The sequence below is a fragment of the Halorarum sp. SLYT50 genome (assembly GCF_059821265.1).
On record NZ_CM187555.1, the window covers coordinates 1,501,445 to 1,516,893 of the forward strand.

The window sequence follows — 15,449 nt, forward strand, 5'->3', positions numbered from 1 at the left end:
GCCGGCGTTACCTCTCGTATGGACGACAAACCGCAGACCGGGGAGCTGTTCGGTATCCCGTACAACTTCGACCCGCCCACGGTCGGGCGGATGCTGTCGGCGTACTGGAAGCCCGACGAGGAGATGCTCGTCGAGAAACCGTTCGGCATCGGCTACACGCTGAACCTGGCGAACTGGCGTGCGTGGGCGGTCCTCCTCGTCGCGGGCGTACTCATCTACCAGGAGCGGTCCGCGAAGTCGAAGGCGAGCGCGACCGACCCGGACGCCGCGGACGACGAACCCGTCGAGGTCGTCGTCAGCGACTGACACCTCCGAACGCCGCCGGCTCCGCGTCCGTTCTCGTCGGGGGCGACTCGACCGCTCGCCGGTCGTACCGTCGCTTCCGTTCCCCAGCGGCGCGGCCGGTGCGCGACCCACAGCGAGAACCGGGAGGGCGCGCGGTCCCGCGAGTCCGGGAGCGCCGCGACGAAGCGGACGGGTGGGTGTAAGGCTTAGGCCCCCGCCGCGAGACGCGACGAGTATGAACCGGACGTTCCTCGCGGGGACGGCGCTCGTCCTGCTGTCGACGGCCGGCTACGTCGCCGGAGTCGTCGCGCCGTACCCCGGCCGGGAGGCGAGTCTCGCGGGACTGATGGTCGGCGTGACGCTCGTGGCGGTGACGTACGGACGGGGGGCCGGCGCGTGACCCGTTCGCTGTCGTACACGCCCGACGGCGCGGACGCGTTCGACGACCCCGAGGCGGCCATCCGGGCGCCGGGGACGACGTGGGTGTGGGCGTCGGGCGACCGCGCGGAACTCGACCGGACCGCCGAGCGGTTCGGCATCCACCCGCTCCACGTCGAAGACGTGTGTAGCGACGTGCGGCCGAAGACCGAACCGTTCGACGAGTACACGTTCGTGCTCGCGAAGGCGGCGCGCTTCCGGGTGGGCGAGACGTCGTTCCTCGAGGAGATACGCACCCAGCCAGTCGGCGTGTTCGTCGGCGACGAGTGGCTCGTGACGCTCACCACCGACGAGGTGAGCGCCGTCGACGCCGTCTGGGGGCGCGTCGCGGGCGCGGAGCGGCGCGCGCTGACGCGCGGTCCCGACTTCGTCGGCTACCTCGTGCTCGACCGCGTCGTGGACGGCTACTTCTCGCTGCTCGACGAGGTGGAGGACGACATCGAGGCGGTCGAGAACCTCGTCGTGGACGCGCCCGACCCGGAGACGCTCGGCCGGATAAACGACCTCCGCCGGGACCTGCTGTCGATTCGGCGGGTCGTCTGGCCCACCCGGGACGCGGTGAACGCGCTCTACCGCGGGGACGCCGAGTACGTCGCCGAGGCGACGGAGAAGTACTACCGCGACGTGTACGACCACCTCGTGCAGGTGGTCGAACTCACCGAGACGTACCGCGACCTGACGGCCGGCGCGCGCGACATCTACCTGAACGCGCTCTCGCAGTCGACCAACGAGGTGATGCGCCGGCTGACCGTCGTCGCCACGGTGGTGCTCCCGCTCACGTTCGTCGCGGGCGTGTTCGGGATGAACTTCGAGACGATGCCCGAACTCGGCTGGCCGTACGCGTACCCCGCCGTCATGCTCGGTATGGCCGGTATCGCGGCCGTGCTGGTCGCGTACTTCAGCCGCGAGGGGTGGCTGTGACGCCGCCGCGGGCGTTTTTGTCCGCGAGTCCCCTACCGGGTCCGATGAGTACACGCGGTCGGTGGACGCGGGACGACCTGCCCGCGATGGACGGGGAGACGGTGGTGGTGACCGGCGCGAACAGCGGCCTCGGTCTCGAGGCCGCCAGAGCGTTCGCGCGGGTCGGCGCGCGCGTGGTGATGGCCTGCCGGAGCGTCGAGCGAGGTGAGCGCGCTCGAGACGACGTGGAGCGCGAGGGCGTGACCGGCGACCTGGACGTGCGCGAACTCGACCTGGCGGACCTCGCGTCCGTCCGCCGGTTCGCCGCCACGGTCGGGGGAGACCTGCACGTGCTCTGTAACAACGCCGGCGTGATGGCGGTTCCCCGGTCGGAGACGGCGGACGGCTTCGAGACGCAGTTCGGCGTCAACCACCTCGGTCACTTCGCGCTGACCGGCCTGCTGCTCGACCGACTCGTCGACACGCCGGGAGAGACGCGCGTCGTCACGCAGTCGAGCGGTCTGCACGAGCGGGGGGAGGTGGACTTCTCGGACCTCCAGAGCGAACGCGCGTACGACGAGTGGGCGGCCTACGCGCAGAGCAAACTGGCGAACGTGCTGTTCGGCTACGAACTCCACCGCCGCCTCCGACGCGCCGGCGTCGACGACGTGACGAGCGTCGTCTGTCACCCGGGGTGGGCGGCGACGAACCTCCAGCGGCGCGGCCCCGAACAGGAGGGGTCGCGAGCGAAAGCGCTCGTCATGGACGCACTGAACGCCCTGTTCGCCCAGTCGGCCCGACGGGGCGTGCTCCCGATGCTGTACGCCGCGACCGACCCGACGCTCGACGGCGGCGAGTACGTCGGCCCGGGCGGCCCGTTCGACATGCGCGGCGCGCCGACGGTCCAGCGGTCGAGCCCCGCGTCGTACGACGAACGCGACGCCGAACGGCTCTGGGCGGTCTCGGAGGAACTCACCGGGGTCGCGTACGACTTCGAGGCCGGCGGCGGCGAGAGCGCCACGCCGGCCGACGCGGACGAGTGAGCCGGACGGCGACCCGCGCCGCCACCCGCCCCAGCGACGACGCGGCGGCGAGGCGACGACCGTGCGCCGCCGGTCGCCCGGCTACTGGGTCCCCGTGAGCCGGCGGACCACGCCGCCGTCCCCGCCGGCCGAACAGACGTACAGCTCCCCCTCGGGGTCCTCCCCGAACGAGAGCACGCCGGTGGTGTCGCCGAAGTCGACCGCCGCGACCGGCCAGCCGGGTCGCTCCTGCGGGTCGGCGACGAACAGCCGTCCGTCCGCCTGCCAGTCCGCGAAGACGTACCGCCCCTCCAGTCCCGAGAGCGCCGACCCGCGGTAGACGTACCCGCCGATGACGGAGACGCCCGTCACGTCCCGGTTCTCGCCGGCGTGGGGGTACTCGACGACGGGCGGGAGGAGCCGCTCTCCGTCGGGGGTGACGGTCGGCGCGTCGTCGGCCATGAACGGGGAGGTGCCCTCGTAGACGTTCCAGCCGTAGTTGCCGCCCGCCTCGACCCGGTTCACCTCCTCGTATCGGTTCTGCCCGACGTCGGCGACGTAGAACGCGCCCGTCTCGCGGTCGAAACTGAACCGCCACGGGTTCCGGAGCCCCCACGCGTACTGCTCGTCCAGCCCCTCGCTCCCCACGAGCGGGTTGTCCTCGGGGATACCGTACGGCTTGCCGTCCGTCTCGCCGTCGGGGTCGATGCGGAGGATGCTCCCCAAGAGATTCTGCGTGACGTCCTGCCCGTTCCCCCCGTCTACCGCCTCGTACCAGTCGTCGACGTGGCCCGCCCCCTGGTCGTTCGCCGCGCCGCCGTCGCCGACGCCCACGTACAGCAGACCGTCGGGGCCGAATCCGACCGACCCCGCGTTGTGGTTCGCCTGCGGTTGCGGAACCTCGAGGAGCACCCGCTCGCTGTCGGGGTCCGCGGCGTCGACCGTCGCCGCGAACTCCGAGAGCACGAACGTGTGGTTGTACCCCGACGGGGTACCCTCGCGTCGGGGGGCGCTGTAGCGGACGAACACCCGCCCGTCGTCGGGGAAGTCGGGGTGGAACGCCGCGCCGAGCAGTCCCATCTCGCTGTAGCCGTCCCCCAGTTCCACCATCCGGTCGCGCACGTCGAGGAACGCCGCCGTGTCCCCTCCACGGACGGCGCTCATCCGGCCGCGCTGGTCGACGACGTACCCCCGTCCGTCGGCGCCCGCCGGGAACTCCACGCCGACGGGGGAGGCGAACCCCTCCGCGTACGGTTCGGCCGTGACGCCGGACGGCAGGCCGCCGGAGTCGTCGGTCGCGGTCGCACTCGTACCCGAGGCGGTCGGTTCCGCGTCGGTCGGGTCGTCGCTGGTCCGCGGAGCGGGAGCCGCCCCGTCGGAACAGCCCGCGAGGCAGGCCGCGCCAGCGGCACCGAGGGTCGCGAGCAGGTCTCGACGCGTCGGAGAAGTGGTCACGTGTCTCGTTGCCGGCGTACTCACTAATCGCTGTCGTCGGGACGGAGTCGGGGTTCGGCGCTCGACGACGGTCCCCACGCGAGCCGCGAGCGGGCGAGCGCGCAGCCGACGACGGCGACGGCGTCCAGGCACAACACGACGAGCGCCGGCCCCGACGGGTCGGGGCGAACCGCGAGGAACGCGAGCGCCGGGAGGAGCGAACAGGCGAGCAGGCCGGCCGCGACCCGGCGGAACGTCCGCGGGGGGCTCGCGACCCGGCCGACCAGCGCCTCGTAGCCGAACGCGCCCGCGAGCGCCCCGCCGGCGGAGAGCCACAGCGTCGGCACCAGCGCTGCGGGGGTGACCGGACCGGCCACGACTCCGACCCCGAGCACGGCGCCGAACGCGAGCGCGGCCGCGCGCCGACCGCCGCCGCCGCCGGCCCGCGTGCCGACGCCGCGCGCTCGCGGCGCGCGAGCACCGCTTCCGGGTCGGGCGGGACTCCCCCGGAGTCCGGAGAGTCGGCATGACCGGAGGAGTCGGGAGAGTCGGACGCGCTCACACGGTCACCGTCTCCCCGCGTTCGGGCGCGCCGGCGTCGTAGCCGTCCGCGCGGAGGTCGGCCGCGAACGCCTCGCACCGGTCGCCGTGGTTCACGAGCACCGTCGCGTCGGGGTAGGCGGCGAGCAGCGAGCGGAGGCCGTCCCGGTCGGCGTGCGCCGAGAAGTCGAACAACTCGACGCGGGCGGCGACCGGAACCACGCCCCCGTTCAGCTCACACCGGCCGTGCTCCAGCAGTTCGCGGCCGGGCGTCCCCTCCACCTGGTACCCCGTGAGCGCGACGAGGTTCGTCGGGTTCCGCCGGACGGCGGGCAGGTACGTCATCGCCGGTCCGCCCGAGAGCATCCCCGAGGTGGTGACGACGACCTCGTTGCCCGCGGCGATGCGCTCCCGCTGGCCGTCGCGGCCGTCGACGAACCGGGCGCTGCCCGCCGCGCGCGCCAGCGCGTCCGGGTCGCGCACGAACCCGGGGTGACCGCGGGCGATGCGCGTCACCTCCTGTCCCATCCCGTCCACGTAGCAGTCCACGTCGTGGGCCGCGAGCACCTGCAGCACCTCCTGCGTGCGGCCGATGGCGAACGCGGGGACGACCACCGTCCCCCCCTCCCAGACGGTGCGGCGGACCGCCTCGACGAACCGCTCCTCGACGGCCGCGCGGTCCTCGTGGGTCACGTCCGAGTAGGTGCTCTCGCAGACCACCACGTCGGCGTCGGGACGGGCGGTGCTGGCCGGGACGAGCCGTTGCGCGTCGGTGTGGAAGTCGGCGGTGTACAGCAGTCGCGTCTCGCCGTCGTCGACGAGGACGTGCGCGGAGCCGGGGATGTGGCCCGCGTCGTAGAGCGTCACCTCGTAGCCGGCCGCCTCGAACGGTTCACCGTAGCCGTGGCGCTCGCTCACCTCGCCGAGTCGCTGGACGTGCGGTTCGGCGAACGGGCAGTCGTAGCTGCCGCCGCGGAGCTTCAACGTGTCCCGCGCCAGCACCCGCGCCAACTCGGCGGTCGGGGGCGTCCAGTGAACGGACGGGCGGCGGTCGCCCTTCAACAGCGCCGGCACGTTCCCGACGTGGTCGAGGTGGCCGTGCGAGACGACGACGGCGTCGGGGTCGGGCGTCCTGACGGGGTACCGAGGCGGATTCCCCGTCAGCGTGCCGAAGTCGAGGAGGAGCGACCCGTCGACGAGCAGCGCGGAGCGCCCCACCTCGCGCGCGCCGCCGAGGAACTCGATGTCCATGTCGGCCGACCGTACTCGCCGCGCGCGTTTGCCTCCGTCGGTCGCGCCGCCCCCGCGGCCGGTGACCGGGGCCCAGCGCGCCGGGACGGCGGTCCACGTCCGGTCGGCCACGCCACATAACAGTCCGCGGGGACAATCGTGCCCCGTGAGTGGGAACACCTCTAACGAGAGTAGCGACGGCGTCGGCCGACGCGGATTCCTCCGAGCCGCGGCGGGCGCCGGGACGGGCGCGCTCGGCGTCGGAGCGGCCGGCGTCGCCGACGCCCAGGAGAGCCCGGTGACGACCGAGGTGGCCGTCCCGTCGGACGCGCCGAGACTGGGGAACGACGACTACGTCGGGATGTTCGTACACGTCGCGGGCGTGAACCAGGACGCCTCGACCCGGGACGTGAGTAGCTGTCCGTTCGTCGAGAGCGACGACGCAATCGTGGCGTACGACGTGACAGTCATCGACCGGGTGACCGAGGACCACCCGCAGGCCGACGCGCTCGTGTTCGCGCCGGTCGACGACGACGCTATCGAGTACGGCAACCTGTTCGTGGCCACGGACCAGCAGTCGTGCGGTGACCAGGTTCAGTTGACGCTCGACCAGGTGGGCGCATCGGACATCTCCGTCGACACCGCGCAGGCGGACGAGACCGACGGGACGAGCGGTGACGGCGCCGAGTCGACGACCACGACCGGCCCGGGGTTCGGTGGCGGCGCCGCGCTGGCCGGACTGGTCGGCGCGGGCGAACTCCTCCGCCGACGGGGTCGGGACGACTGAGCCGAGAGGTTCGAAGCGAGCGGCGCGGCGACCGTGCGCCGGAGCGGGCGGTCAGGCGCGGTCGTCGGGGTGGAACTGCCCCATCGCCTCGCGCACGTCCTCGCGGTGGCCGATGATCGTGACCCGGTCGCCGACCTGGAGCGTGAAGTCGGCGTCCGGAACGTTCACGTCGCCGTTTCGGGCGACGAGCGCGATGAGGCTCCCGCCGGGGAGTTCCGGGCCGATGTCGCGGACGGTGACGCCGGCCATCTCCTCGGACGTTATCTCCACCTCCTGGACGTCGCCGGTGCGGCCGATTTGGCCCATCCAGTTGGCGAGCGCCGGCCGCTCGATGTAGTTGTCGAGCGACTGGGCGATGGCGAACACCGACGACACCGTGGTCACGCCGAGTTCCTCGAACGCGTCGACGTTGTTGGGGTTGTTCACCCGCGCGAGGATGGTGTCGGGGTCGAACGCGGAGTCGGCCAACTGCGCGATGAGGAGGTTGGCGTCGTCGTCGCCGGTGGCGGCGACGACCGTCTTCGCCTTCTCCCCGCCCGCGGCGCGCAGTTCGTCCACGTCGGTTCCGTCGCCGATGTGGACCGTGTACCCCGCGTTGCGGGCGGTCTGGATCTGTGCTTCGTCGTTCTCGATGATGACGACGTTCTCTCCGCGGTCTTCGAGGCGCGCAGCGAGCGTTCGGCCCACCTTGCCGCCTCCGATGATGAGTACACGCATTGGGATGACGTCGAGTGCTTCCGCGATGCGGCGGGCGAACCCCCCTTCGAACACGACCGTCGCCAGGATGACCAGAAAGACCGTGCCGACGAGCGCGTCGGCCGCTCCGGGCATCCCCGCGTTCGTGAGTTCGACCGCGAACAGCGTGGCGACGGACGCGGGAATAATCCCGCGCGGGCCGACGAACGACATGAACAGTTTCTCGCTCCTGGTGAACCGGTCGCCGACCGTCGAGACCAACACCAGCGCCGGCCGGATGACCAGCGTGACGGCGACGACGACGACGAGGCCGCCGATTCCGAGCGCGATGAGGTCCTCGAACCGGAGGAGGGCCGCGAGCGCGATGAACACGAACGAGAGCACGAGCAGCGTCACGTCGCCCTTGAAGTCGGTGATGTCCTCCTCGTAGGGAACGTCGACGTTGCCGAGCAGGATGCCGGCGGTCGCGCAGGCGGCGATTCCCGCCTCGCGGATGACCAGTTCCGCGCCGCCGTACGAGACGAGCGCGCCCGCGAGGACGAGCAGTCGAGCGTTCTGCGGGGCGTTGCCCGGCGAGAGGTCGACGTACCGGAGCGCGTAGAACACGACCGCGGCGACGACGATACCCACGAGGACGCCGGTGCCGAGTCGCTCGACGAACAGAGTGAGCAGGGCGCCGGGTTCGCGCGTCTCGGTGACGATGGCCTCGAAGATGGCGACCGCCAGGATCGCCGCCGTCACGTCGTTGACGATGCCCTCGGTCTCGAGTGCGGCCTCCACCCGGTCGCGGGCGGGGACGACTTCGAGGATGGGCGCGATGACTGTCGGGCCGGTGGCGACGAGGAGCGCGCCGATGAGCGCGGCGACGAACCAGTCGACGCCGATCGCGTAGTGGACGACGGCCGTCGTGGCAAAGAGCGCGATGACCGCGCCGACGGTGACGAGTTTGAGCGTCTCCGCGGGCGCCTCCCGGAGTTTGTCGATTCTGAGGTGGAACGCGCCCTCGAAGACGATGATGGCGACCGAGAGGCCCACGATAGCCGACAGCCCGGTCTCGCCGAACGCCTCGGCGGAGATGACGCCCAGCACTTCGGGACCGAGCAGGATGCCGGCGGTGATGAGGAAGATGATACTCGGGACCTGGAACCGGTCCGAGAGCACCTGCGCCGTCACGCCGACGCCGATGATAGCGGCCACCAGCGCGATGAGTTCACCCGCGCCTGCTGCCATCGGGGACCTCCATGTCGGCCTCTGCGACCGGGACCGGTAAAAGTCCGGCTACTGCGGCGTGGTGTGCGAATACCTCACGTCTCGTAGAGCAGTTCCACCTCGTCGGCGTACCGTTCCAGGATATTTCGTCGTTTCTTTTTCATCGTCGGTGTCAGCAGGTCGTTCTCCTCGGTGAACTCCTCCGGGACGATACGGAACTGCTTGATCCGTTCGTGGGGTTCGAACTCGGCGTTCACGCGGTCTATCTCCGCGCCGACGAGTTCCCTGACCCGTTCGTCGCGACAGACGGCGCGCCGGTCGGAGGGGAGGTCGTACCCCTCTCGGTCGGCCCACGCCTCCAGCGCGGGGAACTTCGGGACGATAAGCGCGCTCACGAACTTGCGGGCGTCGCCCACCACCATCGCCTGTTCGACGTACTCGGAGGCGGAGAACCGGTCCTCGATGGCCCCCGGCGGGACGTACTTGCCGGTCGAGAGTTTCAGCAGCTGTTTCGCCCGCTCGCGGAACGCGATGTAGCCGTCCGGGCGGAGTTCCACCACGTCGCCGGTGCGGAACCAGCCGTCCTCGTCGAACGCGGCCGCCGTCTCCGCCGGGAGGTTCCGATAGCCGCGGAAGACGTTCGGTCCCTTCACGAGCAGTTCGCCCACCTCTCCGGCGGCGTCGGGCGCGTCGCCCGCCACGGTCGGGTCGAGTTTCACGTCCGCGTCGACGACCGGCGGGCCGATGGTACCCACCTTCGGCTCCTCGGGCGGGTTGGCCGAGACGACCGGAGCCGTCTCGGTGAGTCCGTACCCCTCCAGGATGGGGAGCCCCATCCCGTGGTACAGTTCACAGAGGTCCGCCGAGAGCGACCCGCCGCCGGAGATGAAGAAGTCGACGTTGCCCCCGAGCGCCTCCTTCACCGACGAGAAGACGAGGCGGTCCGCGAGCGCGTAGCGCGCGCGGAGCGCCGGGCCGGGGTCGTCCGCCCGGTGGTACTCGCGACCGACGGCGGTCGCCCAGCGGAACACCCGCTCGGTGACGGGTGACCCGCTCGCGCGCTCGCGGATGGCGTCGTACAGTTTCTCGTACACCCGTGGGACGCTCGTCGCCGTGGTCGGCCGGACGAGACCGAAGTCTTCCCGGAGCGTGTCGGGTGACTCCACGTACGCGACGCTCGCGCCGACCGAGAACATCATGAAGTGGCCGGCCAGCCGCTCGAACACGTGCGCGAGCGGGAGGAACGACAGCGTGGTCGTCGTCTCGTCGATGACCGGCACGCCCGCGGCGGCCTTGTCCGGACGGGCGCCGAACCGTCTGAGACACTGGTCGACGTTCGCGAGGAAGTTTCCGTGGGTCAACTCGGCGCCCTTCGGCGTCCCGGTCGTCCCGGAGGTGTAGATGAGGCTCGCGAGGTCGTCGCGGTCCCGTTCGACCACCCAGTCGTCGCCCGGGTCGGTCGCGACCCCGACGTCGTGGAGTTCCGCGAGGGTGTACACGTCGTCGCGTTCGTGGGTGTCGCCGTCGACGAGGACGACGAACTCGAGGTCCAGGTCGTCCTCGACGGCGAACACCCGGTCGAGGAGTTCGCGGTTCTCGACGACGACGCCGGTCGCGCCGGGGTCGCCGAGCAGGTGACGGACCTGCCGCTCCGAGGAGGAGGTGTAGACGGTGGTGGTGACCGCGCCCGCGCCGAGGACGGCGAAGTCGGCGTGCGCCCACTCCATGCGGGTGTGCGCGAAGACGCCCACGCGGTCGCCCGGGCGCACGCCCAGGTCGCGCAGGCCGGCCGAGAGGGCGCGGACGACGCCGCGCATCTCGCGGTAGGTTACGTCGGCGTACTCGCCGGCGGGCGCGGCGTCCAGTACGCCCCCGGCGACGAGCGAGCGGTCGGACACGCCGCCCTTGTATCGCTGGGCGACGCGGTCGGCGTGGCGCCGGGCGGCCGCGTCGAACGTCGCGGCGAGCGACTCGCGCGTGACCTCCGGGTCGTACTCGCGTTCGGCGTCCCGCCAGTCCATACCGACCGGTGGCGGGCTGGATACAAAAGCGCCCACTACTAATCGCACGTTGTTCGGCGTTTACCGACCCGACGGCGGCCGTAGACCACTCGCGCGACTCCCGCCGTTCTCTCACTCCTCGCGTTCGTCGAGGCTGTCGAGGTAGTCGAGGTAGGTGAGTACCCCGCGGGCGTTCAGCCGCTGTTCGGCGCGGGTTTTCTCCTCGCCCCAGACGTCGACGAGTCGCTCGGGCGCGTGGGCCGCGAAGTGTTCGACGACCGCCTCGTCGTCGCCGAGGTCCGCGCGCCGCCGTTTCACCGCCTCCACCCACTCCACGAGCGTCCGCTTGTACCCCGCCAGGAGTTCGTCGTCGAACGCGCGGGGACCGAAGTGTCCGAAACAGAGCACGCGGGGGTCGAGTTCGCGGATGGTGTCGACGTCGTCGTGAGAGTCGTGGAGGTCGAAGCGGGCGGGCGGCGACGTCGGGTGAATCTCGTCGTACCGCGGCACGTAGATGCCCGCAGCGTCGGCGGTGAACACGACGTCGTCGCCCCGGTCGTGGAACACCACCTGGTGGGGAGCGTGGCCGGGCGCGTGGTGGACGTCGAGTTCGCGGTCGCCCAGGTCGACCGTGTCGCCGTCGACGAGGCCGTCGATTCGGTCCTCGGGGACCGGTTTCGGGTCGACGTAGTACCGCCACTGGTCGCCGACCGCGCTCTTCGTGCCGGCGACGAGTCGCGTCGGGTCGACGAGGTGGGGGACGCCGACTTCGTGGGTGAGCACCGTCGCGTCGGGGTACCGCTCCGCGAGGAAGCCCGCCCCGCCCGCGTGGTCGAGGTGGACGTGCGTCGGGAGGACGTACGCGGGCGTCACCCCCAGTTCGTCGAGCGCGTCGAAGAGGTACTCGCGGTTGGTGCCGAGACCGGTGTCGACGACCGCGGGGCGGTCGGCGTCGACGACGTAGACGGACCCGTAGCTGGGGGTGTCGTACATGCCGACGTCGACGTAGTAGAGGTCTGTACAGTCGGGCACCGCTTCCACGCCACCGGGACTCATACTGATTGGGGGCGGCGTCGCTCCAAAAACGTTCTCACGGGCGCGTCCGAGAGGGTCGTTCACGGCGGAGGGGTGCCGGCGGGGACGGACCGACGCCCGGTTACGCGTTCACGTCCGGCCCGTCGTCGACGAACCGGATGGTGAATCGGTCGTAGCCGCCGTAGGCGGTCTCGAGCGAACCGAGCCACCAGTTCCACCGCTCGATGGGGTCGTACTCGTCGGGCGCGTCGGCCATGTTCTCGATGACGTCCTCGACGGTGAGTTCGTGTCCGCGGTCGGCCTCGACCTTCCCGGAGTCGGCGAGGTCCCTCGCCTGTCGGGCGATGACCCGGCGGGCGGTCTCGCCGCCGCCGAACTCGCGTTCGAGCGCCGCCATCAGTTCTCGGCTGTCCACGTCACGCTTTCGCACTCCACGCTTTTCAGTCCGCCGGCTCCGTGTCGGACGGTCGCACGACCGGCGTCCGACGGGTCGAGAGGCGCTCACGGCTCGGTGTGGACCACGACGGGAGAGTCGGCAGTTTGAATTTCCACTATCGATGGAAACTAGAAGTCCCCGATAGAGTGATTTTTTACCGTCCCCAACTGTCGTCGCGACGGGCGTCGGGGGTGTTCTGGCGGAACGCGGCGGGACGGTCGGCGCGGTTCTCGGAGCCGAGCGCGTACGAGAGCCAGTCGCCCACGTGCCACGCCACCGCCTCCGTCGGCACGCCCTGTAAGGTGATGTCGAGCCGACGGTACTCCTCGGGTGTCCCGTCGCGGTCCGGGTCGGGACCACGGAGGCGGAAACACGAACAGGCGTCCTCGTCGGCGTCGGGGACGCGGACGACGACGTCGGCGTCGGCTGCGGAGTCGACCCGGCGGAACGTCGCCGAGGGGAGTTCCGGCGACGCTTCCACGTACCGGAGCGCGCGGTCGACCTGTTCGTTCACCTCGTCGGAATCCTCCGCTGCGGACGCGTCGACGTAGACGGTGAGCGTGCGGTTGGCCCACGGGAACGTCCGGTCGGTCGCGTCGGTCCGCGGCGTCGTCACGACGGTCATCTGGGGCCGCATCACGTCGACCGGAGCGTCGCCGTGGTCGAGACCGAGCACGTGCCCGAACTCGTGTTTCAGCACGCGAACCGTCGAGTTCGCGTCCAGTTCCGTTCGGACGTCCACGACCGCCGGTCGTTGAATCTCGCTCTTCACGATGGGTGCACAGCCGACCGGGTGTTCGGCGCCGGCACACGAGTCGATCGAGCCGACGAACCGGACGACCACGTCGGGGTCGGTGGCGTTCGGGTCGACGCGGAGGTCGGCGGCGTAGCCGACGTACGGCTTCGCGTTCCCCGACCAGAACGCCGCCGCCTCGCGGACGAAGGGAGTCACGTTCCGCTCCGTCCCGGGCGTCTCGACGCCCACCGTCAGCGTCCGCTCGCCCCACGGACTCGGCCGCTCTTCGACGGGGACCTGCGGCGTCGGGGAGTCGGTCCCCGGCCCCGACGGGTCGGTCGCGGTCGCGGTTCCCAGTTCGGCCGGCGCACGCGAAGCGGTACATCCGGCGGTCACGAGGAGGAGGGCCAGCGCGAGCGATAACACCCGGGAACGCGTCATTCACCTCGACCGACGGGAACCCGTATGAAAACCCTGCGGCCCAGAAAATCAGTATCGATAACAATAGTATATCAACGCGAGCGGGTGCCGTCCACCCGCGACGAGGGTGGCCGCGGCTGTGAGTTGAAGCGGCTGAGGGGAGTAAGCCCCCTTCAGTTCGTCCCGACATTCGGCTGAGCGTCCGTGCCGTCCCCGGACTACCATCGGACGCGTCCACGGTGGACGCGCCCTGACACGGACTTGCACCGGCGAGGATTCGCCGTTCCATCCGTTCCCGACGGTCGTCCCTCGGTGGGTCAACTCCCTCCCCTCGCGGGTCGGTTCGCGCACCTCATCGGTCGCGTCGGGGGGTCTCGTTTCTGTTCCAGAGCCGGCCGTCTCCGACCCCGGACTTGCGTCCGGTCGCCTGTCCGGTTCGGTGGGGGGACTTTCCTCATGCCCCGTCGAGGCGGCGGGCGCCGCCGTCGGGAGCACGGGGGTCGGGCTCCCTCTGCCGTCACCCGCTACGCCGGTCGGTCGGTTAAGCAGTTCGCCCCGTCGCCAAGCCGGTTCGAGGGAGATTCCGTCCGTCACAGCCGCTCCCACGGAGGGAAGGCTTCAAGTTCCATCACCCGTTTGTACGGGTGTATGTCCGAGGCGCAGACCGTGCGACTGACGTACGAGGATGGGGCTCGCGCGGTCGAACTCGCTCGGGAATCCGTCGAATCGTTCGTTCTCCACGGGCAACGGGAACAGCCGGGTAGCATGCGCGACGCCTTCTACGCGCGGACTGGCGCGTTCGTCCGGCTCCAGTCGACGCGCGGGCGGGGGCGGATGCGCGGCTGCGCCGGGTCGTATCGCGGGAGCGACCAGCTCGGCCACGCCATCGTGGACGCCGCCATCAAGGCCGCCTCGGCCGACTCGGGCGGCTCGGAGGTGGAGCGCAAGGAACTCGACTCCATCCAGGTCTCCGTCTGCGTGGTGTCGGGCGTGACGCTCACCGCGGACCCCGTCGCCGACCTGGAACTCGGTCGCCACGGGGTCGCCATCGACAACGGGGGCAAGCACGGCTGGCTCTACCCGACGATTCCGGTCGAGAACAGCTGGAGCAAACAGCAGTTCCTCTCGCGCGTCTGCCGCAAGGCGAAGCTCTCCCCGACCGTCTGGCAGGAGGAGGACACCATGGTCACGCTCATCGACGGGCAGGTGTTCCGCGAGCGCGCCGACGGCGGCAGCGTCGAACAGGTCGAGCGGTAGTCGGCGGTCTCCGCCGCGGTCGACTCACGCGTCGCCGCGCTGACCGAGCGAGACGAAGACGGCTCCCTTCATCCCGAGCATCTGGTGCGGGCTGCAGTAGTACCGGTAGACGCCGGGGTTCTCGAACGCGTGCGCGAACGTGTACCCCTCCTGGGAGACGAGGCTCCCGCTCGTGAACGCCCCGCTGGTGGAGACGACGTTGTGGGTACCCCCCATCCCGGTCCACTCCCAGACGACGCGCGTCGCCGGCGAGACTGCGACCGCCGCCGGCCCGAAGTAGTAGTAGCCGTTCCCGTTTTCGGCGCTGACGCCGACCTGCACGGTCACCTCCTCCTCCCCGCGTCGGTCGACCGTTCCCCGGTAGTTGGCGACGCCCTCGAACCAGCCCTGGTAGTTCGGTTCGGTCGGCACGTAGGGGCCCTCCTCCGGCGGGTCGGGGTTGCTGGGACACCCCGCTAGTGCACCGATTCCGACCGCGGACGCTACTCCGGCGCGTCTCATCAGCGCCCGTCGTCGCACCATGTGACACGCGAATGACCGGTGTCGCCATAAACTCTTCTAACGAAATCGTTCCCTATGAGGACTGAAACACCTGACTTACTATGTAGACGTGCTGGGAAACGGTCCAGCATCATGACAGAAACCTGGCGCAGGCGGTTGTTCGGCCCGCAGGAGTTCGGGTACCGGAGCGAGGCGATGACCGGCGTCCACTGGCTTACCGCCGTACTCGCTACGGTCACCGGCGTCATCCACGTCTACCTCTACTTGAGCCAGGAGTTTCTCCCGTTCCTGTTCGCGGGAGTCGTATTTCTCGCCGCCGTCGTCGGCCTCTTCCTGAACGTCTACCGGAACCTCCTCTACCTACTCGGAATCCCGTTCACTACCGGACAAATCGTCATCTGGTACCTCCAAGGGATGCCGGACATGGACATCGCCGTCGTCGACAAACCCGTGCAGGTGTTCCTCATCGTCGTGCTCGGGTACCTGCTGGCACGCGGGTAGCGCGACGAGTCGCCTCCCGTCT

General features: G+C 70.5%; 16 protein-coding genes and 1 other RNA gene. 7 read left to right on the top strand and 10 right to left on the bottom strand.

The features are described from left to right. The first annotated feature begins 18 nt into the window (after positions 1-18). The 4 genes from AC6RUA_RS07905 (at position 19) to AC6RUA_RS07920 (ending at position 2,666) form a co-directional block, all read left to right on the top strand. Positions 19-306, top strand: a complete 288-nt coding sequence (locus tag AC6RUA_RS07905) for a DUF5808 domain-containing protein (protein ID WP_499812497.1) — start codon at positions 19-21, stop codon at positions 304-306. Between the two features lie 214 nt (positions 307-520). Beyond that, positions 521-685, top strand: a complete 165-nt coding sequence (locus tag AC6RUA_RS07910) for a hypothetical protein (RefSeq protein ID WP_499812498.1) — start codon at positions 521-523, stop codon at positions 683-685. After that, complete coding sequence (gene corA / locus AC6RUA_RS07915; protein WP_499812499.1) at positions 682-1,644, top strand: magnesium/cobalt transporter CorA; 963 nt, start codon at positions 682-684, stop codon at positions 1,642-1,644. The genes AC6RUA_RS07910 and corA overlap by 4 nt, the downstream gene beginning before the upstream one ends. A gap of 44 nt (positions 1,645-1,688) precedes the next feature. Further along, on the top strand, positions 1,689-2,666 hold the full coding sequence (locus tag AC6RUA_RS07920; protein ID WP_499812500.1) for an oxidoreductase: 978 nt from the start codon (positions 1,689-1,691) through the stop codon (positions 2,664-2,666). Positions 2,667-2,747: 81 nt separating this feature from the next. On the opposite strand, the gene AC6RUA_RS07925 is transcribed toward AC6RUA_RS07920, so the two are convergent. The 3 genes from AC6RUA_RS07925 to AC6RUA_RS07935 form a co-directional block, all read right to left on the bottom strand. Then, on the bottom strand, positions 2,748-4,100 hold the full coding sequence (locus AC6RUA_RS07925) for a PQQ-dependent sugar dehydrogenase (RefSeq protein ID WP_499812501.1): 1,353 nt from the start codon (positions 4,098-4,100) through the stop codon (positions 2,748-2,750). Between the two features lie 23 nt (positions 4,101-4,123). Then, a complete protein-coding gene (locus AC6RUA_RS07930) occupies positions 4,124-4,456 on the bottom strand; it encodes a hypothetical protein (protein ID WP_499812502.1) in 333 nt (110 codons plus the stop codon). A gap of 181 nt (positions 4,457-4,637) precedes the next feature. Further along, the gene (locus tag AC6RUA_RS07935; protein ID WP_499815416.1) at positions 4,638-5,870 is read right to left on the bottom strand and encodes an MBL fold metallo-hydrolase; all 1,233 of its coding nucleotides are present in this window, start codon (positions 5,868-5,870) and stop codon (positions 4,638-4,640) included. A gap of 145 nt (positions 5,871-6,015) precedes the next feature. Between AC6RUA_RS07935 and AC6RUA_RS07940 the strand changes: the two genes are divergently transcribed. Beyond that, positions 6,016-6,636 (top strand): PGF-CTERM sorting domain-containing protein, encoded by a 621-nt coding sequence (locus AC6RUA_RS07940; RefSeq protein ID WP_499812503.1) that lies wholly within the window; start codon positions 6,016-6,018, stop codon positions 6,634-6,636. 51 nt (positions 6,637-6,687) lie between these two features. Here AC6RUA_RS07940 and AC6RUA_RS07945 read toward each other — a convergent pair whose 3' ends face one another. The 6 genes from AC6RUA_RS07945 to rnpB form a co-directional block, all read right to left on the bottom strand. Beyond that, positions 6,688-8,562 (bottom strand): cation:proton antiporter domain-containing protein, encoded by a 1,875-nt coding sequence (locus tag AC6RUA_RS07945; protein WP_499812504.1) that lies wholly within the window; start codon positions 8,560-8,562, stop codon positions 6,688-6,690. 74 nt (positions 8,563-8,636) lie between these two features. Beyond that, complete coding sequence (locus AC6RUA_RS07950) at positions 8,637-10,562, bottom strand: AMP-dependent synthetase/ligase (protein WP_499812505.1); 1,926 nt, start codon at positions 10,560-10,562, stop codon at positions 8,637-8,639. Between the two features lie 111 nt (positions 10,563-10,673). Next, positions 10,674-11,597 (bottom strand): MBL fold metallo-hydrolase, encoded by a 924-nt coding sequence (locus AC6RUA_RS07955; protein WP_499812506.1) that lies wholly within the window; start codon positions 11,595-11,597, stop codon positions 10,674-10,676. Positions 11,598-11,697: 100 nt separating this feature from the next. Then, positions 11,698-11,973 carry a WNWW family protein gene (locus AC6RUA_RS07960; RefSeq protein ID WP_499815417.1) on the bottom strand — a complete coding sequence of 92 codons (276 nt, stop codon included), beginning with the start codon at positions 11,971-11,973 and terminating at the stop codon, positions 11,698-11,700. 193 nt (positions 11,974-12,166) lie between these two features. Then, the gene (locus AC6RUA_RS07965) at positions 12,167-13,189 is read right to left on the bottom strand and encodes a matrixin family metalloprotease (RefSeq protein ID WP_499812507.1); all 1,023 of its coding nucleotides are present in this window, start codon (positions 13,187-13,189) and stop codon (positions 12,167-12,169) included. A 130-nt stretch (positions 13,190-13,319) separates the two neighbouring features. Then, an RNA gene (rnpB, locus tag AC6RUA_RS07970) (RNase P RNA component) lies at positions 13,320-13,684 on the bottom strand. A gap of 132 nt (positions 13,685-13,816) precedes the next feature. Between rnpB and AC6RUA_RS07975 the strand changes: the two genes are divergently transcribed. Next, entirely contained in the window at positions 13,817-14,425 is a 609-nt protein-coding gene (locus AC6RUA_RS07975) for a TIGR00296 family protein (protein WP_499812508.1), read from the top strand. A gap of 24 nt (positions 14,426-14,449) precedes the next feature. Here AC6RUA_RS07975 and AC6RUA_RS07980 read toward each other — a convergent pair whose 3' ends face one another. Next, a complete protein-coding gene (locus AC6RUA_RS07980; RefSeq protein ID WP_499812509.1) occupies positions 14,450-14,947 on the bottom strand; it encodes a halocyanin domain-containing protein in 498 nt (165 codons plus the stop codon). A 111-nt stretch (positions 14,948-15,058) separates the two neighbouring features. Here AC6RUA_RS07980 and AC6RUA_RS07985 point away from each other — a divergent pair, with 111 nt between their 5' ends. After that, entirely contained in the window at positions 15,059-15,427 is a 369-nt protein-coding gene (locus AC6RUA_RS07985; protein ID WP_499812510.1) for a hypothetical protein, read from the top strand. Positions 15,428-15,449 lie beyond the last annotated feature (22 nt).